The organism is Salegentibacter mishustinae (genome assembly GCF_002900095.1).
In the GTDB taxonomy this organism is placed as follows: Bacteria; Bacteroidota; Bacteroidia; order Flavobacteriales; family Flavobacteriaceae; genus Salegentibacter; species Salegentibacter mishustinae.
Map to the genome: position 1 here is coordinate 2852913 of NZ_LLKN01000002.1, position 24557 is coordinate 2877469.

Here is a 24557-nt window from a genome sequence, read left to right on the forward strand (position 1 = left end):
GATGAATTATATAAAGCTTTTAAACGCCGCTTTTGAAAAATTTTATTTTGATGAGCGTCTAAATCCAACGCATATCAGCTTGTATATGGCTTTATTCCAGGAATGGAATAGTAGCAGATTCGCGCCGGATTTTTTCGTGAACCGAAGGGATTTGATGAATGCTGCAAAGATAGGATCTAAATCTACCTATCACAGATGTATAACCAATCTTGATACCTGGAGTTACCTGGAATACTTTCCTTCCAATAACCCTTATAAAGGCAGTAAAATCAAGATGTCTATTATAGGGACAAGTGATGAACCTGAGGAAGACCATTACGATCCCAAATTAGAACAACTTGCGGAACGCTACCATCCCATAAGGGAACAAGTAATAGACCAACACTGTCCCACCAGTGGACAAGCTTTGGTATCTACTATAAACAATACTAAACCAATAAAACATAATAAACATCCAAACAGTTTGAAGGTGGTACTGGATTTTTTTAGTAATAAAAATTTTAATCTTAATTATGGAAAAGAGTTCTACGAGTACTATGAAGACCGGCAGTGGCAGACAAGTGATGGTTCTGATGTGAGAGATTGGCGCGCTCTGGCTAAATATTGGGTCGAACAAAAATCGCTTATGAAAGAAAAAAATAAGTTAAATAAAAAGCAAGCATCCCATTTCAGGGACAACCTGCGAACCACAAAAAATAAAGATTATGGACAACCCCTCTAAAATAATTGAAGGTGGCATTGAATATTCCTTAGGCAGGTTTGACGGAAAATGTGTGCACTATGACTTTGAAAAAATTCTGGTCTACCTTGATGCCAAAGGAAAATTGCTCTTCGGGAAAAATTTCAAAATTTATAAGAAAGACAAAAAAATCCTATTAAAGTTATGTTCTTATTTCATCAGGGACAAGGCTACCTGCGATAAATATGAAATTGATATCGAAAAAGGGATACTACTTTCAGGTCCAGTAGGCTGCGGTAAAACTTCTTTGATGAAATTATTAAGGCACCTGGTGCCCGCACAACGCACTTACGAAATGATCCCTTGCCGAAATGTAACCTTTAGTTTTAATCATTTGGGATATAAAACTATAGAAGAATATGGAAGTTCCAGGTTTTTCTGTTTTGATGATATGGGCGTTGAACCGCCCGGTAGATTTTACGGTAAAGACCTGAATGTTATGGGAGAAGTACTACTCTCCCGATATGACCTTTTCCTGGAAACCAATAGAAAAGTAAAAACACATGCTACCACTAATTTAAATGCTGAAGAATTGGAAGAACGTTACGGTAACCGTGTTCGCAGCCGGATGCGGGAATTGTTTAATTTAGTAGCTTTTGATCAAAATGCTAGGGATAAGAGGAAATAATAAGCTAAGCTAATCCTCCCAGATTATGCTGAGCGTATGCGCCCCTTTCATTAGGCAATGTTCTTTAAAAGGAAGTTCTGCTTGACCGGAAAATTTTATATCAAACCAGTCCATAGCAAATACTGGTTCAGTGCGTGAGGATACCCTACCCATCGAAAAATATTCTCCCGCGACCGTATCTTCAGGAAGTCTATCCTTACCATATTTTAACCATCTAAATTTAAAATCAAATGATGACCAGAACCACTTAATTTTGCCTTTATAAGCATAAACAACCATTATAGGCTGATTGCCAATAGCGCAAAACCTAAGTGCAGTTGCTGTTTTACTGGTTCCATATTTTTTTGACAGCTCTTCTATTATTCTAAATTCAAATTTTTTCCGATAACAATATTTTCTAAATCCAACTTCAGGCATCAATAAACAAGAAGAAAAATAATCTGCTTGTCTTTCCGCCCTATTTCTACTTTGAAATCCAGTAATTGAACAATGACTAGGTGAAAGTCCTTTGAGTAGTGAATTTCTATGATCGTCTATAAAATAGTGACCTAGTTCGTGTCCAAAAGTAAACCGGGCTCTTTCCGAGTAGGCTTGAGATAACCTGTCTAAGTTTATGAAAATATGGAAATTATTATGCTCACATTCAAGAAGACCATCAAATGAGTCTGAGTAATTGCCAAAACTGTAAGATATATTATTCTTTTCAGCGATTAATATGGGATCGACTTGCCCATTTGGAAAGTAGTAATCAGCAATACCACTAGCCAATTCATTAAGTTCTTCAACATCGCTACGTGAAAGGAATTCATTTTTTCTTGGCATTTCTCTTGTCCTTATTCATTTGCTGTCTATCTTTCTCAGATATTTTTTTACCATCTCTTGCCGCCATAGCTAAGTTTTTTGAAGCCTTGTTTTCAGATTTCTCAATGGATATAACCTTAGCAGAAGATTTATTTCCAGAAATAATATCTGCTATGTCAGGCCACCTTTTTGGAGTTACATACCCATCACTAAATTTTTTTTCAAATGCCTTAATTTCATCTGAATTTTTAGGTGTAGAATATCCGTGCTTTCTCAAGAGCTTTCCAATGTCTTTTTTATTAGATGTCATTTTCTATAAGTTTAGAGTTTATCCTTCAACATACTCTCGATTTTCTTTTTTGACCTTGATATGATTTGTCTGATGTTTTGCCAAGTAGTTTCAAAAGTCTTTTCCATTAGGATTATTTTTTCCTTTGTCATTCTTTTTTCATCATCATAAAGCAAAAAGTACATACGTACAATATCTGCTTTTTTACCAGAAAATTCGGCTAAACAATCATCTATCAAGTTACGTTTTTCTTCCAGCTCTTTATCCAACTGATTGAATTCCTCTTCACTTACAAACCATTTCCACTCACTGTCTTCATCATCAATAATTGTTGATTCAGTCTCTCGAACAGATTTAATTTTCTTTAATTCCTCCATCAACTTATAATGAGCAATAGTGGCTAAATACGCTTTAAAACCATCTTCTTGGGTGGAGTGTTTCTTTTTGTCATACTCCCAATCTAAAGGAGAATCCCATATCTTAATAAATACTTCTGAGGTTACTGTTAATGCAAGTTCTTCTCTTTGCAGTGTGAATCCAATATGCTGGTACGTTACATTGTAAACAAATTTTCTGAAATGCTCATATAATATTGATATTGATTTTTTGGCTTCAGAAGGAGAGTCTTCCTTCACAGCAATTTCTAATAATTGGGTTTCTATGTCCATAAACACCTTCAATATTATATGATAAGAGTGTGACAAAATTTTACGTGTCACACATTGTTCATATAACTATATAAATCAAATTATTAATACGTTCATTAGGAGATCAAATATATAGAAAACTCCAAAGGACATAAAATTAAAATTATGGCAACTAATCCACCAAAAGACAATTCCAGAAAAGGTGCTGTGAGAGACCGTTCACAGACCTACAACCCAAAAACTGATTCTTGGGTAAAACGTGATTCAAACACGGGTAGGTTTATGGATGGAAAAACCTCAAGCAACAAACCTTTTAAAGGAGTAAGAAAAGAAAAGTAAGCTTATTCCCCAGAGCTTGATGTTGGGGTAGTGTTCAATTAAACAATTCTTTTATGAATTCTATAAATTTTGCAGAAGGTAGGCTAAGTGTTTGCCATAAGAACAATTGTGTTAATGTTCGAGGCGATGTAGCTAAAGCTATAACCTTTGGACTTGCTACATTAATTGTCATTGGTAGTATAGCTAAAGTTCTTGAACAGCCCAACTAAGTAATTATGGTGGCTCTCATTAAAGTCAGCCACCATAATTATAGCATCGCCATAGTCCACAAAGCAAATTGTCGTTGACAACATCCCAAAGAAGACCATTTAAAATATAAAAACATGACTGAATCCTACAAAAAAGAAATTAATGAAATACTCGAAATTCTGGGTGAGAACTTGGATATTACAGAGAATCAATACAATGCAGCAGTAGAAAGCTACGAAGCGGTTGGTGATTGGCTATCTAAGGAAGGTTCCTTCCTTTTTCCTTACTCGCCAAGAATAATCCCTCAAGGATCTTTTATGCTCGGAACTATTATTAAGCCAATATGTGAAGATGACGACATTGATATCGACCTTGTGTGTAAACTAAACGGAAAGCCTGCCCATTGGACCCAAAAGCATTTAAAAGAAGCTGTTGGTGATAGGCTTAAAGAGCATTCTGTGTATAAAAATATGCTGGAAAGTCAAGATGGTGGCCAAAGGTGCTGGACACTTGAATATTCAGACCAAGCAAATTATCATATGGATATTCTTCCATCCATTGCCGATAAGAATTTTACAGTCTTACTTAACGAAGCTTTCAATAATCATCAACAATTGGATACAAACAAATTGGCCATCCGAATAACAGATAAAGAGAACATTTTCTACTCAATAATGACCGAGACTGAATGGTGGCTAAAAAGCAATCCTTTTGGGTATGCAAAATGGTTTTTTCAAAGAGCAATATACAGTTCAAAACGAATGTTTGCCCTGAGCGAATCCGTCGACCCAGTTCGTCCGTTTCAAAAGGAAAAAATGCCGTTACAGCGTGTAGTTCAACTTTTAAAAAGACACAGAGATATAATGTTTTCCTCAGATGAGTATGACAGTGAAAACAAACCTATTTCTATTATCATAACTACTCTTGCGAGTAGAGCTTATGATAAAGGTGAAAATATTGCCGATGCTTACATAAACATTGTTAGTAGATTGCGGAGTTATATTGAAACAAAACTAAATCCTAAAACAGGTCAACAAGAAAGATGGGTAAGCAACCCAGTTAATGAAGCAGAAAATTTTGCTGATAAATGGGCATTAGTTGCTCAAAAAGAAGAATACTTTTATGCCTGGCTTGATAAATTGGAAGAGGATTTATCTGCGATTAAGTATGGTGAAAATAAGGGACTACATATTTTAAATGAATCATTTTCGGCGCAGTACGGAAATCAGGTAGTAAAGAGAACTTTTGCTGAGTATGGCGAAAAAAATAGGATTCTACGTGAGAAAGGAAATAGAAAAATGGCAATAGGTACTGGTCTTTTAGGCAGTGTTGGTAAGCCAATTCCTAATCATAATTTTGAAGGGAATATTTAAAGATGAGAAGTCAATATTTTAAAACCAATAGCAAGAGAAAGCTTAAAGGGATACTTTCTTCAGAACAGCTAAAAAAGATTAAAATAGATTTCCCAGATTCACAATTGGTCAAAAATTCTTGGGACAGCTTTCAAATCATAATAGAGATTCAACCTACGGCTATTAGCGAAAAGTACCAAATTCTCGTTAACTACGAAAAGAATAGGTCTATTAGAGTGTTTGTGATTGAGAAGGATTTAAAAATTGCTTCAAACAGAACCAAGCTACCTCACGTCTATAATAGTAAACAACAACAGTTGTGTTTGTTTTCCCCCAGTAAAAAAGAGTGGAATGGATTTACTTATATTGTGGATACGGTAATTCCTTGGGCAAGTGAATGGCTTTATTATTACGAATTATGGCTACCAGAAGGGCAATGGTATGGTGGTGGTCATAATGAATACCCTAATGAAGATTATACAAACATTATAAGAGATGAAAAATAAAAAGTTTAAAATACTTTCCATAGATGGTGGTGGAGTAAAGGGTGTATTTCCAGCAATGTTCTTAATGCTACTTGAGGATGAACTAAAAAATCGCTCGGATGGTAAATTCCAGATTTATCAGCATTTTGATTTGATTACAGGGACTTCGACTGGTGGAATTATAGCAATTGCGTTAGCACTTGGCATTCCCGCTAAGGAAATTTATAATCTTTATTTAGATAATGCCAAAGGGATATTTGGCAAAAAGAAGTCTTTCTGGTTTGGACAAATTCGTAATTCTGCACACGAAAGAGAATTTTTAGAAAAGTTGGTGCGCAATAAATTTAAGGAAATAAATGATGGCGTAGAACCAAGGCTTGATGATTGTAAAACAGATGTTTGCATCCCCATATACGATTTGATCCAGGGCAATCCAAGTGTTCTCAAAACAAAATACCATCCCGCATTTGAGCGAGACTACCATATTCCTGCATACCAGGCTGCAATGGCAACATCTGCCGCACCCACCTATTTTAATCCTTACACATCCGAATATGTAGATTTGAAAGGGACAAAGAGAATTTTCTCAAACAAAGTAGATGGCGGTGTGATGGCAAATAATCCAACTTTGGTAGCTTTCTTAGAAGCAATTAAAGCTTTTAAAGTTGAAATGTCTCAATTGGAAATACTGTCGTTAGGTACTGGTCATAAAAAATTTACTGATGGTAATTCTCGGAAAAGATGGGGGCTTTACTACTGGATGAGAAAAGACAAACGTCAACGGCTAATAGATTTATTTATGCAAAGTCAATCACAACTCGTTGCAAATTATATCAGTCTTTTATATCAAGGAATCGATAAGTCGGAAAAGGATAATCCTAATTTTATTTACGATCGAATAGATGTTTTGCTCAACGAAGATAATTTTATTGATATGGATGAGAGTGACCCAACAAAAATTAAAAATTTTGCCGAATTAGCTTCAATTGCATTTCAGCATAATAGAAGTTCAATCTTGCAAAAACATTTTTACTAATAATAAACCTCACAACTAATCACTTTTTGCGGTAAATCAAGAATTCTGCAATAAGCTGTTTAAATATCTTTTTAGTTGTTTTAAAAACTTCTTTAAATAATTTCTTCATTGTACATTTTTTAGAGTAGTTAATAAGATTAGACTAATATGCTTCGGATGTGCTTGGATAAAAGAATTTTCATCCCGATTGCTCATAAGGCCCAATTCCAAGGAGCACCAACTGTTTCCTGAAACACTTGAAAATTAAAAAACTTCACACCCCTACTTTCAAAGCCTAAATGCTTTCTAATTTGGTTTTGTAATTGATAGACAAACCAAGTAGACTCATTTGAATTTCTAGATTCGTATTTTTCAACATACACCTAAATCCCTCTTGCAGTGGGATTATGAGAATGATTGCAGTGCAAAGAAATAAACAAATCAGCATTCAGTGCCTTTGCCAGTTTAGTACAATCGGATAAGGAAATAAGCGTATCGCTATACCGGATCAAATAAATATCCACTGGTTTTTATGACTTTTCGTTGAGCCTTAAAGCTCCAAGGTTATATCCAGTACCACATCTGTTTATTTAATGCGATTTATTCCGATGGCACCAGATTCTTTTCCCCTGTGTCCAACATCAATAACAATTCGTTTTCTGGTTGCCGGTTCTTGTCAAAATTGATGCACATATTCAGGAACAAAATCACAAAATTGATGTTTTTGTCCCCTCCTCCCCTTTCCACATTTCAAGTTATCAACACCCCATTTTCAAAATTTCATAGCATTTAGTGCTAAATGAAACCATTGAAAATCAACTAACTACAAATAATATTTTATCCACAATTTATTGATTTTCAATAATTTAAGTCATTAAATTTCTAATTTTCTCATAACGAAATCGAATCAAAAATTTAAAATTTTCCGTTATGAAAAAATCAATCTTCCTGGCAACTTTTTTATCGTTGCTTTCCACTTCACTTTTTGCGCAAATCGGCGGGATCGAAGATTCTGTGGCTGATATTTCCGATACTATAAGGAATATATTTCCAATTATACTTGGAATCATCTTTTTGGTCGGCTTTCTTTTTAATGCCGGCCACTTCTTTGGGGAAAACTCCGATCTCAAAAAGGGAATTACCCGCGTCCTGGTCTTTGTACTTATAGCAGGAGCCGTGGTAGGCATCTTCACTTATTTGATCAGCATTGTAGTTTAATTCTTAAAAGGTAAAATCATGAAGAAGTATGAACCTTATAGGAACATTCGGAAGGGTGCCGTCATCTTTGGGCTTTCCCTTCCCCTATTTGCACTAATGATGCTTTCAATTATCGCTTCCCTGTTGGTCATCATTTTTTCCTTCAGCCTGGGTATGATTATCAGCGCTATGCTCTTTAATGCATTCTTGTATATCGGGTTAAACCGTACCAGCAGGCTCCTAGAATTTATGCAGATGACAGGGGCATTTCCGAAAATGATTAGTAACAAAAAAGATTCTGGTATCGATTATGAAAAAAATTAAGCTTTCCTCCCACTGGCCAATTGCCGATATCCGAGACAATATCGTTTTTTCCGGTAATGGTAACGTTGTGATATGTTATCAGCTGGACCTCCCTGAAATCTATTCCCTCTCAGAGAAAGATTTTGAAGACCTGCACGCCACCTGGTTCCAGGCGCTTAAATCCCTACCGGTGGGTACAGTAGTGCACAAGCAGGATATTTATGAGAAAAAAGCATTCACTGCAACTGCACTTCCAAACAAAACCTTTTTGGAAAAGGCCACCCGGGATCATTTTAAAGATAGAGAGTTTATGGAACACCGCTCCTTATTATTCTTCACCCTGACCAGGAACAAAGCGTTAAACAACTCCAAATACGTAAACCCTTTTCGAAAAGTCTCCAGAGGCATCATCAGGGAACTTGATGCGAACCTGCAAAGTTTTATCAGCTCGGTAAGTGATTGTGTTTCCTTTATAGCAAACAGCCGAAAGATTTACATACAAGCATTAAAACCAGAAGAAATCACCAATCTCACTACCGAATATTTTAATGGTTTCAATGAGGGTTTCGATACCGATATCCTACTCGAAAAACAACATATTCAAACTGGGGATAATTATTTTGATGCCTTAGCTATCAATAGCGAGCTGTGCTTTGGCGAAAGGGTACAGTCGAGCAAGACCAATGAGAAATTCACATCCGATGATTTTGTATTTCACCAGGGGTTTATTGATGGGCTGGGGCTTCATTTAAAGGAAAACCATATAGTCAACCAGATCCTCTACCTAGATGATAAACACAAGTGGCGCAAGCTACTGGATAAAAAAGTAGAAGAACTTAGCAAAAGTTCCAACTTTGGATCACAAAACAAAGTCGTTCTAGGAAAGATTCAGGAAATCCTGGAAAAAATTAATAGCGATGATAACGCACGGATTATCCGGGGCCATCTTAATGTCATCTTTTGGGATCGGAATCCTCGTAATTTGGAAGGCATTGCCTCTAAAATTAAGGCGGAGTTTAAGGAACTGGATATTACCCCTTACGCTCCGCGGGGCGAAGAACGAAAGAATTACCTGCTGAACAGCTACTGCTGCTTCTCTTCCAATTTTTCCGATGAAGATCTTTATGTGACCGATTTAAAACATGCCTTGTGCCTATTTATCAATAACACCAATTACAAATCGGACCCTACCGGTATCATTTTTAATGACCGCGAGCATAACATTCCTGTGCTAAAAGATGTTTGGGATGAGGGAAAGAAACGCATTAAGGCGCGGAACTTTGCCATCTTCGCCCCTACCGGGGAAGGGAAATCCTTTTTGGCCAATAACATCCTGCGCCAGTATTTTGAAAACGGAGTACGGCTGGTGATTATCGATCTTGGAGGTTCTTATACCAAGTTCGCTAAACTCTATCCTGATAAGTACACTGTATTGCGCTACGAGAGCGGAAAGAGTTTAGGGATCAATCCTTTCTACATATCCAATCCCAATGATGTAAACCCGGAGCGGTTGGAGGATCTTTTAGTGTTCCTATTAGAACTCATTGCTGCAGATGATAAAGTTACCAAAGCACAATCCGTAGCCATTAAAAAGATCCTCCGTTACTATTACAAAAACACCACGGAAAACCATTCCCTAGATAGTTTTTACCGTTTTATCGAGCAGCGAAAAGATGAGCTGCTGGAATCCCTTAAAATCCATCCCGACTACTTCAATGTTATTAACTTTTTGCATGTGCTCTCGGAGTATGTCGGCGATGGTCTATACAGCTTCTTATTTGAAGTTAGCGAAGATCAAACTTACAAGATCGAAGATAAGCGGCTGATTGTTTTTGAACTCGATGAAGTTAAGGACAATAAAGAGATCCTCTCGGTGATGCTCAAACTAATCAAGTCGGCGATCCAGCGTACGATCTGGAAAAACAGGGCAGAAAAGGGAATCATCCTTTTTGATGAATTCGCCAAGCAACTCAAGTTTGACAATGTCCTTGAAAGCGTTGAATTCTACTACCAGGCCATCCGTAAACAGAACGGTGCCATTGGAATTATTTTACAATCCATAAATCAGCTTCCTAATAATGCGACTTCCTCAAGCATCCTGGAAAACACCCAGGTGATCTACAGCCTGAATAATGAAAAAGGTTATGAAGAACTGGCCAGGCGCTTGAGCCTGTCCAGCCACGATCTCAACCAGTTGAAATCGATCAGGAATAATTTGACCGGCAAGTGCAAGTACACCGAGATCTTCATTAAGATAGGCAAGGAAAGCAACATTTTCCGCCTGGAAGTACCACCCGAAGTCTATGCCGCCTATCTCACCGACGGCACCGAAAACGAGGTCATAATGGCCATTTATAATGAGACCAAAAATATGGAAAAGGCTATAGAGGAATTCATCAGGAAGGCCTAAATGCTCATTAACAATTAAAACAATTCGATATGAAAAATAAACACAAAACCTGGATACTCACACTTGCCCTAGCTTTATTTTCATCTGGCCACATTGTGGCCCAGGGGATGCCGGTGTATGATAACACGAACTTTGTCAGCCTGGTTAAATCTCTTGTGGAATCAGCCAAGCAAACCGCTAATCTTGTCAAGACCGTCAACTTTTTAAAGGCACAGAAAGAGAATATAGAGAAGGTCAATAGCGTGGTACAGGATTTAAAAGCCGTTCGTGAGATCGGTCGTAACAATCAGCGGCTTATTGCGGTGATGCAGGATGATCTTCGGGATATTTTGAATTCCCCTTATATCAAACCCGACGAAATAAGCAGGGTGACCGAATCCTTCAGTGCCGTGGTAGATAACTCCCTGGAGACCGCAAGCTTTATCGATGAGATTTTATCAAGTGATCATTTAAAAATGAGTGATGCCGAGCGGGCGGATGTTCTAAAGCGAAAAGAACTCGAGTCTAAAGAAATGGTGACCGATGTGCGGCTAAAAACCAAGCGTTACCGCGAGATCATTTCTTTTCGGGAAATGCAGGACAGGATCAATAATCGGGAAACAGGCTTTTGATGATGGAAGGGGTAATCATATTGGCTGTAGGTGTCGAATATATCGATGGTGTTTTCCAAACCATCCAGGAGAGCGAGTTTTCCCGCTATACTATTGTTAGCATGAAAACTTTGGCTGTACTTTTCTTTTTGGTAAACATCCTTAAAAAGTATAATGAAGGGATAGCCGATAGGCAGGGCTATACCTGGGGGCTTTCCCCCGGTGATTTGGCAAAAAACTTTGCGGTGGTTTTACTAGTTATTTTTTCAACGCAAATCCTGGGTTTTTTTGACAATATTCTTGTAGCTATTGAAAATCAATACCGCGATACAGCTCCTGCCCTATTGCCACTTCAGATGCAGGAGATCCCCATCGAAGAAGATGTCTCCCCTATGGGGGCGATGCGTAAAGCTATGGCTTTACTTTATGAGGCTCTAGTTACGCCGCTATATGGGTTTAAAACCTTTGCTTTTCTTATCAGCCTGTTTTTATGGATTTTGGATTTATTCATTTATCCCTTATTCCTTGCGGAGCGCTACTTCCTGCTTGGGATTATGCAGGCCTTTTTTCCGCTGGTACTTAGCCTGGCGGTATTTGAAAAGTTTCGCTCGATGGCCTATGGTTTTTTCCGGTTGTATGCAGCGGTATATATGCTGGTGCCTGCATTCTTCCTGGTTAATGTATTTATCAATGCTCTTTATACGGAAATCAACACCAATTTTTGGGAAAACCTATTCGGTACGGATTACGGGAGCGGTTTTTTTGCCCCTGTGGTAGAACTGGGTTCGATAGTATTTATCGTTTTTTTAAAATTCAAGCTCTACCGGCGTGCCATTTCATTTACCCTGAGACTGTTCACCACTTAATCAATAGCAACCGATATAACCACTTTAAATCATTGAAAAAAATATTCTAAAAATGAAAACACCTTATAAAAATATCTATTCGGTATTAAAGGTAAACCGCTTTATCGTGCTGGCCGTAGTGCTTTGCTCGATGTTTTGCAGTGTGTTTGCAATTTGGATGGCCATCTCCACCAGGAATAAGGCCTTGAACAGTGCCTTCGCCATCAATACCGACGGCAGTATTATTCCTTTAAAACTGGTTACCCAAAAAGAAAACTTCCGGGTAGAGGCCCTGGCCCATTTGGAGCTGTTTCACACCTACTTCTATAATATTGATGCCAGCAGCTATGAGAAAAACCTGGAAAAAGCATTATGGCTTGGCAATAGTTCGGTAGATAACCTATACAGGCAGAAAAAGGCCGAAGGGGTTTACAACCGCTTATTGCAGTACTCACTGGTTCAAAAGGTATTAACGATCGATTCGCAGCTCGAAGAAAAGGAGGAATCGTTTCATTTTAAAACCACTGTTATTTTTGAAATCAACCGCGGCAATATAGTAGACACCTATGAATTAGTAAGCTCAGGAAAACTGCTCATCGTAGATCGACACTTTCCCCATAACCCTCACGGACTTCTCATAACGGATTATTTCGAAAACAGTTTAAGAAAAGTACCCTCACAAAATTAAAATTAGAACGGATGAAAATTGAAAAGAACAAAATTGTATTCATTAGCGTCCTGGTGGTCATTGTGATTTTTCTTGTCACCTATACCTTAATGATCACTGGGGAGGAGGAAGAGCAACAGGAAAACCTCAGGCAAACGGAAATCCCAGCCCTTGAAGAAGAAAGCCAGCAAACCTATGATTCCAAACTGGAGGCTATTGATAACCTCAAAGAAGTTCGGGATAGGAATGCGCCAAGTATTTATGATGAAACGTTTTTGGATTCTTTAGGTTATTACGACACCGAGCTTTTGGAAAAAGAAAAAGAGCGCAAGATCGATAGTATTTATGAGCTGGGAAAAGCCCGGCAGGCGCAAATTGTAAACCTTACACAAACTCGGCCAACCAGACCACCGGAGAATAACGGCTCATACTCAATTAAAACAATAGCGAAGGCTGATACTGCAGAGATTCAGGAAGCGCAAAAAATAGCGGCCAAAGAAATGGAATTGGAACATCAATTATTCTTTGCTTCTGCATCTATGAAACCCGAGGTTTCTTCCAAAGAAGCTACCGATAAGGAAATTAAGGTGGTCGTCGATGGCACCCAGGTAGTCAAAGCCAACTCCAGGCTTCGGATGCGACTTTCGCAGCCTGCCAGGATTGGTGATAAACTTATTCCCAAAAGCACCCCGGTTTTTGGTTTTGTTAGTTTTCAGCCTAATCGTGTCCTGATTGAGATTGAAAATATCAATAAGCATCAAACTAGCCTAAAAGCTTTTGACCTTGAAGATGGTAGCGAAGGTATCTACATCGAGAATAATTTCCGGGCGGAAGTAACCACGGAAGTCTTGGATGATGTAATCGGTGATATTAATATCCCAAGTGTACCCCAGGTCACTGGAATAAGCAAAGTATTTCGCCGAAATAACCGCAATGTAAAAGTGACCATTCTAAATAATTACAGATTAATTCTCAAAGCCAGCAGACCTGAATCAAATTGGGGATTGGCTAACCAATAAAACAATCATTATGAAAAAGTATATTTTAACCAAGGCCGCTCTACTTGTTTTTATTATGACCAGTGCACAAACCCAGGAAAAACTGGACACTATTTACGCTAATGAGTACAAGAATGTTGCGCTATTTTTTCCAGAGGAAATTAGCCAGGGTATTACCGGTGCTGAGCATTTTGTCTTTACCTACAACCGGGAAAAGCAGCAACACTTCGGACTGCTGCAGGCCAAGCCCGGCAGAGAAAGTAATTTACTTGTTATCGGAACAAATGGTTCGGTATTCTCCTATATCCTGAAGTATAAGAAACAGCTTTCCCGGCTGAACTATTTTATCCCTGAAGCGGAAAGGATTGGAAAAGAAAAGCCAGTTGTCAAGGATTCAGTTAAGGACAAAAAACCGCAAAAGAACTTAAACAAGAAGGAAGATCATTACCGCAGATTCTGCAGCTACCTGCTGAGTAAAAAGCAACACATAGGCCGCATAAAAAAACGCAAGAACGGTATTATTTTAAGTGTTGAGAATATCGTTTATAATAAGGAGCAGCTCTATTTTGTGATCGAAATTGAGAATAGATCCAGCCTGGATTATGATCTTAATTTCTTAAACCTGGCGATTGAAACCCGCAAAAAGGGAAAGAAGAAATCCTTACAACGCTTATACCAGGATCCGGTTTTCAAGTACAACTTGCCGGCTAAGATTGGAAAAAAACAAACGGTAAGATTGGTTTATGTGATGCCAAAATTTTCCTTGTCTAAAGAAAGGAGGGCGATATTGGAACTTAATGAAAAGGATGGGGAACGTAATTTAAAACTAAAGATCTCCCATCGGTTTATTAATAATCCTAATTGATAATTTTGAAAAATTCCGACTTTAAAAGTTTAAATTTTTCTGGCTTTTGCACCCCTGCCAGTCAGTCTATAACGCTGTTTACTACTTTGTGGTTTCTCGGGAATGGTCATTTCAATCAAGCCTTCGGCAAGTGCAGGTTGCAAATAATTTTTTCTAAAATTTTCTCTATCGGAAAGTCCTAAATGATATTGCAACTCACTTCTGCTATCTTCACCATTAATCACATTTAAGAGATCCTGAACTTGCGGGGTTACTTGCGGGGTCTCTTGCAGGGTTACTTGCGGGGTTTCATTAGTAGTTTTATCAAAAACTTCTTCTGAAGCTGGAAAAACCATTCGTAAAAAGTTCTCGGAGAAACGGAAGGAATCTTTACTATAGGATTCTAATATTCTGGGGATCCCCGATCCAAGTTGTTCTACCAAATCTAGGTCTTTATAAATGCGCATTAATTCTTTGTTGCGGGGAATCGAAAAACCTTCAAAAAATTCATTTTTACTTAAGCCATCCGGTAAAGAACCTGCAGAAGTGATTTCTATCCGATCACTAAAAATTTCAAACTTTGGAGCTATTTCACGAGTGTAATCATTATGGACAAAGGCATTTATAATGGCTTCCCGCAGTGCAATGGCATTCCAAAGACGATGTTCTTTTCGTTCACTGTGGGTGATTTTGGTAATCGTTCGATTTTCCAAGTTCATTTTATCCAATACGCTCTTAGTGGCTTTTATTAAAGAGCAGTAACCATATTCATTACTTTCAACTAAATCGACCCGTGTATTCCCTTTATACTTAGCTAATTTAACAGAAACATTATTTTCATCTGCTAATAAATATGCTGCATAATTCAAGTCTCCTCCTGTCGTAGTTAGCTCTAAATTTTTTCTGAATTGTTTGTTGAGGGGCTTTTGTTTTTCCTGGTAATATATATGAAGTTGCTCAAACCTTAAATCCTGTCGGTGTGCTTTTATTTTTCCGATAGAATTTCGGGTACGTGTGGCAAAAAGTTCTTCAATGAGTTTTTGTGACATAGGCTCTGCCGCAGAACCAAGCCGTATAAAACAACCTTTTTCACTCATTCCAAATTTTTTGAGATGGTAAGGTTTTTCTGAACCGCTTGCTACGATGATTTTCAGAATATCATTCCCATCCCGTTCCTCAGTTACAATATCAAATAACCCAAGTGCAGAAGGCCGTATATTGTTCCTTACCCTATCCTTAATTTTCAATTGCACACTATCAGGATCTTTCACCCCAAAAGTTCTTCCTTCCTTATCAATCCCTATATAGATAATACCGCCTTCACGATAATTTAAAAAAGCAACAACTTCTTTCTCCAAACCATCGGAAAGCTCCCTTTTATATTCTATACGGTTGGTCTCACTCATAAAAAAGATTTTAACGCCACAAATATACTTATAATTACTGGTCAAATATAGACTTGGCCTCCTTATACACCCGCTCAAAATTAGATTCCAAATCAGCTTTGGAATAAGGTTTTTGATCTTTAGCCGAAGGCAGATCGCGCCTAATATTCTGCAATCTAAACTGTACCTTTTTATCCTTTCCATCTGCATAGGTTATAAATTCTCCCTGGTTCAGGCGAAAGAAAACATCGGCACGGATTTTTGGGATTTCCTTCTCCCCGGTTGTTACTCGGGTATCAAAATCAAGGCTATACCCGCGGTTGACACTGGTGGTAGGTTTCTTTACAATTTCAAAAAAGCGCTCGTAGTATTTGGCGGTGTCGGGGTCATTTACCTTTCCAAAGAACTGGTAGGACAGGTTGCTTAAAATAGCCTTACTAGCTTTATCCCCATACATCATATCATTTTGGATCTTATCCTGCATTACATAAATAGTAGCGATATCATAACTCCTCAGGGTTGCCGGGATCCGGTGCATATTCAACAAACGAAGGGTGGGGGCTTCTTCCATCAGTAGGAAGGAAGCTTTGGAGTTTCGCACACTCATTTGTTTAGTTATGGTATGGATAATAGTGGCTATTACCGGAGAGTAGGAAGCTTCGTATTTTGGATTGTTCACTACGGAAATAACTGCAGGGTTTTCTTCACTATTAATATTAAGCGGAACCTCATCTTTAGAAAGCACCATAAAAATCTGCTGGGTACTGATCCTTTTAAGCGCATTGGCCAGGGTACTTTTTACACCGGCCGTTTGCCGCTCAGAATCTTTCCCACTGATAAAGGCATCGGCCATTGCTCGGGAGGTGGTATTGGTTTCCAAAAACTGGATCAGGCTATCGGTATCCAGGTACTGGTAGGTAGCGATAAGGTGCGGGAGCGTACAAAACTTCGGGTAATCCGTTTTTAATTTCCAGATCAGTCCCCCGATTAGCCCTTCTGCGGCATCATTAAAAAATTTTGTAGTCCCCGAGGTACCTGACTCTCGTTGTTCAAGTAGGTTTTCCACTAGGACCCGGGAGACTTCATTGACGCTTTCCTCATTTTCCAGGTATCGTGGAGCTATGGGATTCACCCGATGGATGATTTTATCAAAGGAAATAATCTTAAAGGGAATTTCCCGGTCCTTAAAAAGGGGATAGGCCATTTCGGTAAGCTCAAAGTCCTTATAGTCGTGAATCACCCCACAAAAATTTTCCTTTTGAAAATGCTTTAAAAAGCCATACACCACGCTTTCGGTCTTCCCGCTTCCGGCAGAGCCAATAACGGAAACACCGCGTTTAATATTCTCCAGTTTAAATTTTCCGTTGGTGGTCGTAAAACCGACTTGGTATTTTCTATCGATCTTTTTATTATTCTCACCCTTATGTAAAAATACATACATCAGGGTATTGATTAGGAGCAACGGACACCCCAGGAATAATAAAGCCGGAATCCACTGGTTATCCTGGACCCCATAAATGCCAAGGGTCACTATCAGCAATAAATTCAAAATAAAAGCAAAGCGGTTGATCAGCCTAAAACATATATAGAACAATATGCTTACCAGCCCGATGATCAGAAGCAGTCTAACAAGATTTTCTATGTCCATAATAATTAAAATTAAATACCGATTGAACTTGATTTAACGGCTAGCTCCACCCCTTTCTTAAGCCTGTTAAAAATTTTGAGGGCAACTTGTGCCTGGGAAGTTGGAATGCTGGGCATCATCGGGATCCCTGATTCCCGGATAAGTTTAAAAGCAAGTGCTTTTTCGTTAGCCGGTAATCCCATTAGCGCGGTAAAATAGTGGTTCGGGTTTTTAATAAATTCCTTTCGAGCCGTATAGGTTTCCACAAAATTGCGCTGATAGCCGAAGGTTTTATCAAAGGTCTTTTCTGCTTTTTCAAAAAAGCGGTCCCGGTCAAATCCGCGTTTAACGGTCTTACCATTAAAATTAACTTCCGAAGCTTTGTATTTACTTCCCGGGGATAAGCTAACCGAATTGGAAGCATCTTTTCTACTTACGATAATATGAATATGGCTTTGGTTTCCTGCTTTGGGCATCCCCTGTACAATTCGCTTACCATCTTGCCGGTGTGGTGCCCTGGTTTCCAGTTTCTCAATTTCCTTTTCCCGTTTTTGAATACTTCCCTGCATCAGCTCGGTTTCTATTTTTCGGATTTCACTTTTGAGTTGAAGGATTTTAGTGGCATAAGGTTGGTTTTCGCGAACCTGGCGATCTGTACCTTTAAAACTCCGGCTATGTTCAATTTTAGCGTAATATTTAATATCATTGACATTAATTGGCCTTCCGTCTATTTCACGGTTAAAGCAGGCCACATAATCCTTCATCAATTCCCGGGTGTACTTTTTTAGATCCTTACTACTGCTTTGTAGGCGTTTTAATTCATATTTGGAAGGGCTAACGGTAATGGAATAGAACTTGGGTTCTTTCTTTTTGAGCTTGGAGGTATTATTATCAATTTCTTTGACGACTTTCTCAGGGGTAATGGCATCCTCATATTGATTAAAGAAATGTTCCTTTACCCCTTCTTCTATCCCTTCATTTTCTTTTTCCAGGTAGCTAACAAAACCGGCCGAACTTTGGGAGTAATTCCCACCTAATTTTTGGGGAGTGATCGTGATATACATAGCAGGAAATTTTAAAGGTTATTATCAGAAAAATTCTTTTCACCCCTACCATCTTGTTCCTGTTTGGGAATACCATCTTTTTTCTCCCGGAGGATTTTCTTTTCCAGGATGAGGGGTTTCTTTGGAGGTGCTTCGGTTTGGAAAAGTGAGGCGATCATCGCCGCGGTAGGTTTGGTTTGGGTTTTTTCCATATCACGCATAATGGCAATAACCGCATTGATACGTTTCTTAAAAGAAGCTTCGATAGTCCTGCCGGTTGGCCCTAATTTTTCGTGGGGGGAAATTTCATTATAGAAAAAAAACTCCAGCATTGTTTCCAGGGCTTCGGTGTGTGATTTGAAGTGTGTTCTTGAAAATTCCTGGAAACGTTTTGCTGTTTCTTTTTTAAACCTGATGCCAATAAATGAGTCCATAATTCGCCGATTTGTCGCAAATTCTTCCCTAGAAATGGGCGTTGGCAGGCCATTTGTCGCAAATTGCTTAAACACAGGAATTCAAACAAACATTAAATAACTGATTTACAGTTATTTAAAAACGAAAAGGAGTACTTAACATCGCGTAGCGTGTTACCCTCTTGCTACTCCTTTTCGTCCCGCAGCGCGGGACAAAAATTCCGTACAATTTGGCCTATTGCCTGTCTTGATAGACAGTCAAAAGCCCCTTGCCATTTTTCAGGAAAAAATTTCCGTTGTTAATTATTTGATTGCAGGTTTATCGGCGAAAGTCAAAAATGGATACGCCTGCGTAAATTTGAATGCTGAAAGTCAGCGAAATAAATATAAGGATTTTTTTAGTACCAGGTTGTAATAAACAAATATTTCCTATTCAACAGGGTGAGCAAATTCAGGAATTTTTTTATCTTTATTGAATAGGTTTCAATGACCTAAAAAGAAAGGGGAAATTCAGGTAACAGCGAATTTTCCCTTTTTGTTTTCAAGGAATTGGTTTATATAAAAAACTGCCGAATACATTTTAGAATAAAATACTTGGGAGCTTCTTGAATGATTAACCTATTCAGATATTAAAAATATAGGTATAGGAATATAAGTTTTTTAAGCCTTCCTCCTCGATTATTTTCTTAAAATCGGATTGGTGTTCCCTTGCATACCTTTGGATCGATTTCCCGTATTTTTGGGGTTACTTCTTCCCGGGAAATTTTGATTAGCCGTTTTTGGGGTTTTTTGTTCAAATCGTTAAAATTCAGATAAACCATGACTTTCGGGTTTTAAAGCATGCCATTATCGGCAAAACTATAGTAATCTCCACCGGGCGTTAAAATCAAATGATCCAACACTTTGATATCAAATAACCCAGCGGCATTTTTAATTTTACGGGTAAGGTCTTTGTCGGGGTTACTTGGTAGTAGCGTTCCCGAGGGGTGATTATGGCAAAGGATAACCGCTGTACTAAGGCTCTTTAGGATAACTCCGAAAATAAGGCGCAGATCCACAAGGGTATAGGTAATCCCGCCTCTGGACACTTCAAAAATCCCTTTTACACGGTTATTGTTGTTGAGCAGAAGGAGTTTAAAACTCTCGCTCACTTCTATTTCATCTTTATCCCAATTGGAATAAAGGACATCGGCAGCGGTAGCGGAAGATTTTATTTTTGGTGCTTCACTAAGTTTTACCCTGCTGCGATAGGCTATTTTTATTTCACTAACTTTGGTTTTCATAATTATTGATTTTCTTAGATTAATAATTAAAAGAGGGCGCAACTTTGGAGATAGGCGCCCTCTTAGTTTTAAAAATTACTGGTCTGCGTTTTCCTTGTTTCCAAGGAATAGGATTTCATTCACCAAAATTTCGGTAACATATCGTTTCTCCCCGCTTTGGGTTTCATAGGACCTGGAAGTTAGTTTGCCACGGATGGCCACTTCTTTACCTTTATCAACATATTTCTCGATAAGCTCCGCCTGTTTTCCCCATGTCACAACATTGTGCCATTGCGTATCCTGTACTTTTTCTCCTTTTGAATTTTTATAGAATTCATTGGTTGCAATTGAAAAGCTGGCTACTTTTTTACCACTTTCAAGATTTCTGATTTCCGGGGTTTGTCCCACATTTCCGATTAACTGAACTTTGTTTCTAAGCGTACTCATAATTAAAAGATTTAAAAATTAATAATTGATTTACTTATTATATCCGGGGCGTTTTCCTGTTTTTGATTTTTTTTACTTCGCTTCCGGGTATGTTGTTTTGAAATGATTTCATGAGATTTTTATTTGATTTACTTCCTATAGAGTATCCTATGATAAATCCAAATTTCCTTTCATAATTTTCTTCTATAGTTCTGCTTTTTATCCACAAAGCCTTTTTGATCGACATACTTTTTATATCCAGAGCATTTTCCTTTTTTTGATTCTTTTGTGCCGTTGCGATATTTTGTGGTGGATTTGATTTCATCTTTTTTTGTTTTCGACTTACTTCCCATAGAGCCTTTACATTACCTTTTTTTGATGCAAATAATTTTACAATATCCAGACCTGCATAGGGCGTATAAAAAGCGAAGCGGCTTTATGCCGCCCGCAGGAATGGATGTTGTTATTTCGCCACCAAAAAAAGTTAATGTGCTATGTGGACGGCCAGGAAGTCGAAGGCCTGAAGATGAAGAGAAGCTACCTTCAACGCTAAGGCATAAAATGAGGTATGAAGGAATTCTATGCAGAATTTGGAAAATAAGTTTCTAACCGCTAAAAATGTTCACTTGGATTGAACCTTCTTGCAGTACATATGAAGAATAACTGGAGCGGTGAATTAGGAAAAGTAGCCCATTGTATTCACATAAGGTGTCCCTCGCGCAATCACCGCAAATGCCCGGGCCACCAACTTATTTCTTATTATATTGATTGTACTCATTTTGCTCTTACCCATTTCAAGCCTCCTCTCATTGTATATATTATGACAATATCCCGTTGTCCCTACAGTAAAACCTAAAAACTTAATCATGAAATAAGTAGGGAAATCTTCAGAATATCCATGAGAACTAATTGAAATTTAAACTTTCTTACCAATACTTTAAAACCTATTTAACTAATTGCGTAAATAATTATATATAATTTGAAGTTCTAATAATAAAAATTAGAGCTATGAAAATATCTAATATTTTATTTGCATTCGCAGGCAGTATGGGAAGTGGGTATTTAGCCACTAAAGTGATGGAGAAAGTGTCCATGAAGCTGTTTGAGTTAGGACCTCAAAAAGATCAAGAGAAAGAAGAAGAGGTAAGGCCAGGTCCTCCCTTTAAAATCGCGGCAAAAAAAACTCTTAAAAATTTGGGATTTGAATTAAATGAGGATCAGGAAAAAATGATGGGACAGGTTTTCCATTTTGGTCTGGGTATGGGATGGGCAGGTCTATATCCTATTTTAAAATACACCAATTCCTTCTCGACTACTTCTAATGGCTTGATTACGGGTGCTTCCCTTTCTCTAATTGTAGATGAAGGGATTACCCCTGCACTAGGTTTTAGTGCTCCAAACAAAAAATATCCTACATCTACCCATATACGCGGTTTTCTTGCACATTTGGTTTATGGTGTGGCAGTGGCGGTGATTTATGAGGGGATTTCCGGTATAGTGAGTAAAATTGATGAAAGGAGATAATTCAGCAGTATAGGACCTTTTCGGTTGGAAAATTAAGCAGTCTCATCTAACATTCAAATTAAACCAAAAGGGAGGCTAGAGAATTTGCTAATTTTTATATTTAAGTTTTTGCTTAAATAATATATTAATGATACATTTGTTTCGTAATTAAAAATACTATTTATGAGTTTAGAAATAACCTGTACCAGAAATGAAGCTGATCATAAGCAAATATTACGCTGTAAGAACACTATTGACAAATCTTCTTCCAGCTTTCAAACAATGAGTAAAATTTTAACGCTTGCGGGAAATGAGGTACGTTTAAAAATCCTTTTCCTGTTAGATATGGAAAATGAACTTTGTCCTTGTGATATCGCTGATATTTTGGAAATGAGCGTGCCGGCAGTTTCCCAGCATATCCGGAAAATCAAAGATGCCGGTATCATTTCGTCACGACGGGAAGGTCAAACCCTATTTTATTCTTTAAACGATGGAGGGGAAAAAATCCTTTCTTATATATTTCAAGGAATAAAACAATCTAAAATAGCCGTTTAAATAGTTTAATAAATAAATCACAAAAATAAAATAGCTTAAATAATGAAAACGAATTCTAAATCACCTAAAAAAAATGAATCCAGCGGACTTTTAGGAGCTGGATTGCTTACAGCGGCGGCGGCCTCACTTTGCTGTATCACACCGATATTGGCCTTGATTTCAGGCAGCGCCGGCATCGCCTCCTCTTTTTCCTGGATGGAACCCTTCAGACCATATCTTATTGGTATTACCATCTTAGTACTGGCTTTTGCCTGGTATCAAAAATTAAAACCAAAAACCCAGGAGGAGATAGACTGTGCCTGTGATGAAGACGAAAAGCCTTCTTTCTTTAAATCCAAAGCTTTTCTGGGTATAGTTACTATTTTCTCCGTGTTAATGTTGGCTTTTCCTTACTATTCTGAAATCTTTTATCCTGATAATAAAAAAGATATTGTAGTGGTGAGCCAGTCAGATATTCAAACTATAAAGTTTGATGTTGAGGGAATGACTTGTGCTGGTTGTGAAGAAAGCGTAAAACACGCAGTAAATCAATTGGATGGGATTTTAGATGTAATCCCTTCTTATGAAAATAAAAACACCGAGGTTAAATTTGATAATACAAAAACTTCTAAAGAAGATATTGAAAAAGCGATTAATTCTACCGGATATAAAGTGGTACATAAGTAAATTCAAACAAAATATTATGAAAAATCTATTAGTAATAACAGTTCTAGTTTTATCATTAACCTCATTCCAGGTTAAAGCGCAACAATGTTGCCCTACATCAAAAAGCCAAACAATAATGGAAGCAAGTATCAACCAGCAAACAACAAACACAGTTAAGTTTAAAATTGACGGAATTACCTGCGCGGGTTGTTCTAATGCTATTTACAATGCGCTTAAAGAAGTAGAAGGTGTTGTGGAACATTCGGTTGAATATCCCGGGGATATTGCCATTATTAAATTCGAAAACTCTAAAACAAATATCGAGACCTTAAAAAAGATTATAGAAAAGAAAGGCTATAAAGTTGAAAAGGTAATAGAGACTACCCAAAACGAGTCATAATTTTTTATTTACTCATATACTTAAGAAGTTACTTATATAATTAAGGAACAATTTACCTTTTTACATATTCAAAAAAAACAAAATTAAAATGGAGTGGTGAATCGTTATTTTATGCCTTCTACAATTTTAAAACAATATAAAGGAACTGAAGCTGTTGCAGGTGAACTTGATGGGTTAGTTAGTAATATTATTGCAGAAGTAACAAAATAAATCTATAAGCTATGTTGAATAAAAAATCTTTTTTATCCTTATTAGCCTTGTTTACAGGAGGATTTGTGCCTATAAACTTAATTGTGCTTTCTTTTGGCTATGCCCAATATTTCAAGGGAATCACAATGGGACCGAAAGTCATTAAAACAGCCCATGAATTTGGTGAGCCATATATGCTATTTGTATATATCCCTTCTATGCTCATCTTAACATGGATTATTTTTTACAGCAAGAAAAATTTCCCTGATCTATATAAACGAATTGTCGTGGGCCTCTTAGCAGGGGCAATAGCTACTATAGGTCTGGACTGGCTTCGTCAGATGGGGGTGATAGCCAGCTGGTTACCGGGAGATACTCCGGAAATGTTCGGGAAGATGGTAACGGGTAGTTCCGACTTTAATTCGTATTACTGGATAGGTCAATTGATCCATTTTATGAACGGTGCAAGTTTTGGATTGATATTTACCCTGGTATTTGGAAACTTTATCTCATATAATAAAACGGTTTTATGGGCAATAGGCTGGATGCTGATTATGGAGTTAGGCATGATGACCGGCCCTCCTATGGGACCGATGGTTGGGCTTTTTGGCATCAAATATATGTGGCCTCAATTATTTTTGATCACCCTTGCGGCCCATATTGTCCACGGTACCATTTTAGGATTGTTGGTACACCACTGGCTGGGGATTAACCATACCAAATGGCTAATTCCATTTTTAAAAGATAAATCATAATCAAAAATAAATTGGG

31 protein-coding genes and 1 pseudogene are annotated in these 24557 nt (G+C 37.8%); 20 read left to right on the top strand and 12 right to left on the bottom strand.

All coding sequences use genetic code 11. The features are described 5' to 3' along the window. Position 1: 1 nt before the first annotated feature. Positions 2 to 721: a hypothetical protein gene (locus APB85_RS15640; protein ID WP_057482318.1), complete on the top strand. Its 720-nt coding sequence runs from the start codon at positions 2 to 4 to the stop codon at positions 719 to 721. Further along, a complete protein-coding gene (locus APB85_RS15645; protein WP_057482319.1) occupies positions 705 to 1367 on the top strand; it encodes a hypothetical protein in 663 nt (220 codons plus the stop codon). The genes APB85_RS15640 and APB85_RS15645 overlap by 17 nt, the downstream gene beginning before the upstream one ends. Positions 1368 to 1376: 9 nt before the next feature. On the opposite strand, the gene APB85_RS15650 is transcribed toward APB85_RS15645, so the two are convergent. Genes APB85_RS15650 through APB85_RS15660 form a run of 3 tightly spaced genes read right to left on the bottom strand, consistent with a single transcriptional unit; the run spans position 1377 to position 3125 of the window. Next, positions 1377 to 2189 carry an ImmA/IrrE family metallo-endopeptidase gene (locus APB85_RS15650; RefSeq protein ID WP_057482320.1) on the bottom strand — a complete coding sequence of 271 codons (813 nt, stop codon included), beginning with the start codon at positions 2187 to 2189 and terminating at the stop codon, positions 1377 to 1379. After that, on the bottom strand, positions 2173 to 2478 hold the full coding sequence (locus APB85_RS15655) for a hypothetical protein (RefSeq protein WP_013073379.1): 306 nt from the start codon (positions 2476 to 2478) through the stop codon (positions 2173 to 2175). The genes APB85_RS15650 and APB85_RS15655 overlap by 17 nt, the downstream gene beginning before the upstream one ends. An 11-nt stretch (positions 2479 to 2489) precedes the next feature. After that, entirely contained in the window at positions 2490 to 3125 is a 636-nt protein-coding gene (locus tag APB85_RS15660) for a sigma-70 family RNA polymerase sigma factor (RefSeq protein ID WP_013073380.1), read from the bottom strand. Positions 3126 to 3269: 144 nt separating this feature from the next. Between APB85_RS15660 and APB85_RS17375 the strand changes: the two genes are divergently transcribed. The 4 genes from APB85_RS17375 to APB85_RS15675 all read left to right on the top strand — a co-directional run bounded on the left by APB85_RS17375 (position 3270) and on the right by APB85_RS15675 (position 6505). Beyond that, complete coding sequence (locus APB85_RS17375; protein ID WP_013073381.1) at positions 3270 to 3443, top strand: hypothetical protein; 174 nt, start codon at positions 3270 to 3272, stop codon at positions 3441 to 3443. 323 nt (positions 3444 to 3766) lie between these two features. Beyond that, positions 3767 to 5005, top strand: a complete 1239-nt coding sequence (locus APB85_RS15665) for a nucleotidyltransferase domain-containing protein (protein ID WP_013073382.1) — start codon at positions 3767 to 3769, stop codon at positions 5003 to 5005. A 2-nt stretch (positions 5006 to 5007) separates the two neighbouring features. Then, positions 5008 to 5490, top strand: a complete 483-nt coding sequence (locus APB85_RS15670; protein ID WP_013073383.1) for a hypothetical protein — start codon at positions 5008 to 5010, stop codon at positions 5488 to 5490. Continuing rightward, positions 5480 to 6505 carry a CBASS cGAMP-activated phospholipase gene (locus APB85_RS15675; RefSeq protein WP_013073384.1) on the top strand — a complete coding sequence of 342 codons (1026 nt, stop codon included), beginning with the start codon at positions 5480 to 5482 and terminating at the stop codon, positions 6503 to 6505. The genes APB85_RS15670 and APB85_RS15675 overlap by 11 nt, the downstream gene beginning before the upstream one ends. 362 nt (positions 6506 to 6867) lie before the next feature. Here APB85_RS15675 and APB85_RS17535 read toward each other — a convergent pair whose 3' ends face one another. After that, positions 6868 to 7008 carry an N-acetylmuramoyl-L-alanine amidase family protein gene (locus tag APB85_RS17535; protein ID WP_229792169.1) on the bottom strand — a complete coding sequence of 47 codons (141 nt, stop codon included), beginning with the start codon at positions 7006 to 7008 and terminating at the stop codon, positions 6868 to 6870. A gap of 406 nt (positions 7009 to 7414) precedes the next feature. On the opposite strand from APB85_RS17535, the gene APB85_RS15685 reads away from it, so the two are divergent. The 8 genes from APB85_RS15685 to APB85_RS15720 are packed head-to-tail and all read left to right on the top strand — an operon-like array spanning position 7415 to position 14359. Continuing rightward, on the top strand, positions 7415 to 7702 hold the full coding sequence (locus tag APB85_RS15685; protein ID WP_013073387.1) for a hypothetical protein: 288 nt from the start codon (positions 7415 to 7417) through the stop codon (positions 7700 to 7702). 18 nt (positions 7703 to 7720) lie between these two features. After that, a complete protein-coding gene (locus APB85_RS15690) occupies positions 7721 to 8005 on the top strand; it encodes a hypothetical protein (RefSeq protein ID WP_041579128.1) in 285 nt (94 codons plus the stop codon). Further along, positions 7992 to 10394: a TraG family conjugative transposon ATPase gene (locus APB85_RS15695; protein ID WP_013073388.1), complete on the top strand. Its 2403-nt coding sequence runs from the start codon at positions 7992 to 7994 to the stop codon at positions 10392 to 10394. Before APB85_RS15690 ends, APB85_RS15695 begins: the two co-directional genes overlap by 14 nt. Positions 10395 to 10423: 29 nt before the next feature. After that, positions 10424 to 11005 (top strand): conjugal transfer protein, encoded by a 582-nt coding sequence (locus tag APB85_RS15700; protein ID WP_041579130.1) that lies wholly within the window; start codon positions 10424 to 10426, stop codon positions 11003 to 11005. Between the two features lie 2 nt (positions 11006 to 11007). After that, complete coding sequence (locus APB85_RS15705; RefSeq protein WP_041579132.1) at positions 11008 to 11850, top strand: hypothetical protein; 843 nt, start codon at positions 11008 to 11010, stop codon at positions 11848 to 11850. A 52-nt stretch (positions 11851 to 11902) separates the two neighbouring features. After that, entirely contained in the window at positions 11903 to 12517 is a 615-nt protein-coding gene (locus APB85_RS15710; RefSeq protein WP_013073391.1) for a conjugal transfer protein TraK, read from the top strand. Positions 12518 to 12528: 11 nt separating this feature from the next. Continuing rightward, on the top strand, positions 12529 to 13515 hold the full coding sequence (traM, locus tag APB85_RS15715) for a conjugative transposon protein TraM (protein WP_013073392.1): 987 nt from the start codon (positions 12529 to 12531) through the stop codon (positions 13513 to 13515). A gap of 10 nt (positions 13516 to 13525) precedes the next feature. Beyond that, on the top strand, positions 13526 to 14359 hold the full coding sequence (locus APB85_RS15720; RefSeq protein ID WP_013073393.1) for a DUF4138 domain-containing protein: 834 nt from the start codon (positions 13526 to 13528) through the stop codon (positions 14357 to 14359). Positions 14360 to 14388: 29 nt separating this feature from the next. Here APB85_RS15720 and APB85_RS15725 read toward each other — a convergent pair whose 3' ends face one another. The 7 genes from APB85_RS15725 to APB85_RS15760 all read right to left on the bottom strand — a co-directional run bounded on the left by APB85_RS15725 (position 14389) and on the right by APB85_RS15760 (position 20819). Beyond that, positions 14389 to 15744 carry a Fic family protein gene (locus tag APB85_RS15725; protein WP_013073394.1) on the bottom strand — a complete coding sequence of 452 codons (1356 nt, stop codon included), beginning with the start codon at positions 15742 to 15744 and terminating at the stop codon, positions 14389 to 14391. A 34-nt stretch (positions 15745 to 15778) separates the two neighbouring features. Further along, positions 15779 to 17371, bottom strand: coding sequence for a type IV secretory system conjugative DNA transfer family protein (locus tag APB85_RS15730; RefSeq protein ID WP_041579134.1), 1593 nt, complete (start codon positions 17369 to 17371; stop codon positions 15779 to 15781). An 11-nt stretch (positions 17372 to 17382) separates the two neighbouring features. Continuing rightward, positions 17383 to 18414: a MobB family relaxase gene (mobB, locus tag APB85_RS15735; protein WP_013073396.1), complete on the bottom strand. Its 1032-nt coding sequence runs from the start codon at positions 18412 to 18414 to the stop codon at positions 17383 to 17385. An 11-nt stretch (positions 18415 to 18425) separates the two neighbouring features. Further along, on the bottom strand, positions 18426 to 18827 hold the full coding sequence (locus tag APB85_RS15740) for a BfmA/BtgA family mobilization protein (RefSeq protein ID WP_013073397.1): 402 nt from the start codon (positions 18825 to 18827) through the stop codon (positions 18426 to 18428). An 812-nt stretch (positions 18828 to 19639) separates the two neighbouring features. Further along, positions 19640 to 20089 (bottom strand): JAB domain-containing protein, encoded by a 450-nt coding sequence (locus APB85_RS15750; protein WP_013073400.1) that lies wholly within the window; start codon positions 20087 to 20089, stop codon positions 19640 to 19642. A gap of 75 nt (positions 20090 to 20164) precedes the next feature. Then, positions 20165 to 20515 (bottom strand): single-stranded DNA-binding protein, encoded by a 351-nt coding sequence (locus APB85_RS15755; RefSeq protein ID WP_013073401.1) that lies wholly within the window; start codon positions 20513 to 20515, stop codon positions 20165 to 20167. A 37-nt stretch (positions 20516 to 20552) separates the two neighbouring features. Continuing rightward, positions 20553 to 20819 (bottom strand): hypothetical protein, encoded by a 267-nt coding sequence (locus APB85_RS15760; protein WP_013073402.1) that lies wholly within the window; start codon positions 20817 to 20819, stop codon positions 20553 to 20555. 53 nt (positions 20820 to 20872) lie between these two features. Here APB85_RS15760 and APB85_RS17225 point away from each other — a divergent pair, with 53 nt between their 5' ends. Next, the gene (locus tag APB85_RS17225) at positions 20873 to 21103 is read left to right on the top strand and encodes a hypothetical protein (RefSeq protein ID WP_013073403.1); all 231 of its coding nucleotides are present in this window, start codon (positions 20873 to 20875) and stop codon (positions 21101 to 21103) included. A 67-nt stretch (positions 21104 to 21170) separates the two neighbouring features. Here APB85_RS17225 and APB85_RS17725 read toward each other — a convergent pair. Next, positions 21171 to 21308: pseudogene (locus tag APB85_RS17725) on the bottom strand (IS110 family transposase); the annotation flags it as partial. A 194-nt stretch (positions 21309 to 21502) separates the two neighbouring features. Between APB85_RS17725 and APB85_RS15770 the strand changes: the two are divergent. The 5 genes from APB85_RS15770 to APB85_RS15790 all read left to right on the top strand — a co-directional run bounded on the left by APB85_RS15770 (position 21503) and on the right by APB85_RS15790 (position 24541). Then, the gene (locus APB85_RS15770; protein WP_013073404.1) at positions 21503 to 22018 is read left to right on the top strand and encodes a DUF1440 domain-containing protein; all 516 of its coding nucleotides are present in this window, start codon (positions 21503 to 21505) and stop codon (positions 22016 to 22018) included. A gap of 162 nt (positions 22019 to 22180) precedes the next feature. Beyond that, a complete protein-coding gene (locus tag APB85_RS15775) occupies positions 22181 to 22552 on the top strand; it encodes an ArsR/SmtB family transcription factor (RefSeq protein WP_037314308.1) in 372 nt (123 codons plus the stop codon). A gap of 42 nt (positions 22553 to 22594) precedes the next feature. After that, complete coding sequence (merTP, locus tag APB85_RS15780) at positions 22595 to 23218, top strand: mercuric transport protein MerTP (protein ID WP_037314311.1); 624 nt, start codon at positions 22595 to 22597, stop codon at positions 23216 to 23218. Positions 23219 to 23234: 16 nt separating this feature from the next. Beyond that, a complete protein-coding gene (locus APB85_RS15785) occupies positions 23235 to 23597 on the top strand; it encodes a heavy-metal-associated domain-containing protein (RefSeq protein WP_229792233.1) in 363 nt (120 codons plus the stop codon). 221 nt (positions 23598 to 23818) lie between these two features. Next, positions 23819 to 24541, top strand: coding sequence for a hypothetical protein (locus APB85_RS15790; RefSeq protein WP_013073410.1), 723 nt, complete (start codon positions 23819 to 23821; stop codon positions 24539 to 24541). Positions 24542 to 24557: the final 16 nt, after the last annotated feature.

Coding starts and splice junctions, on each gene's coding strand:
- APB85_RS15725 (WP_013073394.1), bottom strand. CDS start 15,744: ATGAGTGAGACCAACCGTATAGAATATAAAAGGGAGCTTTCCGATGGT.
- APB85_RS15655 (WP_013073379.1), bottom strand. CDS start 2,478: ATGACATCTAATAAAAAAGACATTGGAAAGCTCTTGAGAAAGCACGGA.
- APB85_RS15670 (WP_013073383.1), top strand. CDS start 5,008: ATGAGAAGTCAATATTTTAAAACCAATAGCAAGAGAAAGCTTAAAGGG.
- APB85_RS15650 (WP_057482320.1), bottom strand. CDS start 2,189: ATGCCAAGAAAAAATGAATTCCTTTCACGTAGCGATGTTGAAGAACTT.
- APB85_RS15720 (WP_013073393.1), top strand. CDS start 13,526: ATGAAAAAGTATATTTTAACCAAGGCCGCTCTACTTGTTTTTATTATG.
- APB85_RS15785 (WP_229792233.1), top strand. CDS start 23,235: ATGAAAAATCTATTAGTAATAACAGTTCTAGTTTTATCATTAACCTCA.
- APB85_RS15775 (WP_037314308.1), top strand. CDS start 22,181: ATGAGTTTAGAAATAACCTGTACCAGAAATGAAGCTGATCATAAGCAA.
- APB85_RS15640 (WP_057482318.1), top strand. CDS start 2: ATGAATTATATAAAGCTTTTAAACGCCGCTTTTGAAAAATTTTATTTT.
- APB85_RS15770 (WP_013073404.1), top strand. CDS start 21,503: ATGAAAATATCTAATATTTTATTTGCATTCGCAGGCAGTATGGGAAGT.
- merTP (WP_037314311.1), top strand. CDS start 22,595: ATGAAAACGAATTCTAAATCACCTAAAAAAAATGAATCCAGCGGACTT.
- APB85_RS15790 (WP_013073410.1), top strand. CDS start 23,819: ATGTTGAATAAAAAATCTTTTTTATCCTTATTAGCCTTGTTTACAGGA.
- APB85_RS15705 (WP_041579132.1), top strand. CDS start 11,008: ATGGAAGGGGTAATCATATTGGCTGTAGGTGTCGAATATATCGATGGT.
- APB85_RS15665 (WP_013073382.1), top strand. CDS start 3,767: ATGACTGAATCCTACAAAAAAGAAATTAATGAAATACTCGAAATTCTG.
- APB85_RS15685 (WP_013073387.1), top strand. CDS start 7,415: ATGAAAAAATCAATCTTCCTGGCAACTTTTTTATCGTTGCTTTCCACT.
- APB85_RS17375 (WP_013073381.1), top strand. CDS start 3,270: ATGGCAACTAATCCACCAAAAGACAATTCCAGAAAAGGTGCTGTGAGA.
- APB85_RS15760 (WP_013073402.1), bottom strand. CDS start 20,819: ATGAAATCAAATCCACCACAAAATATCGCAACGGCACAAAAGAATCAA.
- APB85_RS15675 (WP_013073384.1), top strand. CDS start 5,480: ATGAAAAATAAAAAGTTTAAAATACTTTCCATAGATGGTGGTGGAGTA.
- APB85_RS15660 (WP_013073380.1), bottom strand. CDS start 3,125: ATGGACATAGAAACCCAATTATTAGAAATTGCTGTGAAGGAAGACTCT.
- APB85_RS15695 (WP_013073388.1), top strand. CDS start 7,992: ATGAAAAAAATTAAGCTTTCCTCCCACTGGCCAATTGCCGATATCCGA.
- APB85_RS17225 (WP_013073403.1), top strand. CDS start 20,873: ATGCAAATAATTTTACAATATCCAGACCTGCATAGGGCGTATAAAAAG.
- APB85_RS15740 (WP_013073397.1), bottom strand. CDS start 18,827: ATGGACTCATTTATTGGCATCAGGTTTAAAAAAGAAACAGCAAAACGT.
- APB85_RS15730 (WP_041579134.1), bottom strand. CDS start 17,371: ATGGACATAGAAAATCTTGTTAGACTGCTTCTGATCATCGGGCTGGTA.
- APB85_RS15710 (WP_013073391.1), top strand. CDS start 11,903: ATGAAAACACCTTATAAAAATATCTATTCGGTATTAAAGGTAAACCGC.
- mobB (WP_013073396.1), bottom strand. CDS start 18,414: ATGTATATCACGATCACTCCCCAAAAATTAGGTGGGAATTACTCCCAA.
- traM (WP_013073392.1), top strand. CDS start 12,529: ATGAAAATTGAAAAGAACAAAATTGTATTCATTAGCGTCCTGGTGGTC.
- APB85_RS15690 (WP_041579128.1), top strand. CDS start 7,721: ATGAAGAAGTATGAACCTTATAGGAACATTCGGAAGGGTGCCGTCATC.
- APB85_RS15645 (WP_057482319.1), top strand. CDS start 705: ATGGACAACCCCTCTAAAATAATTGAAGGTGGCATTGAATATTCCTTA.
- APB85_RS15750 (WP_013073400.1), bottom strand. CDS start 20,089: ATGAAAACCAAAGTTAGTGAAATAAAAATAGCCTATCGCAGCAGGGTA.
- APB85_RS15700 (WP_041579130.1), top strand. CDS start 10,424: ATGAAAAATAAACACAAAACCTGGATACTCACACTTGCCCTAGCTTTA.
- APB85_RS15755 (WP_013073401.1), bottom strand. CDS start 20,515: ATGAGTACGCTTAGAAACAAAGTTCAGTTAATCGGAAATGTGGGACAA.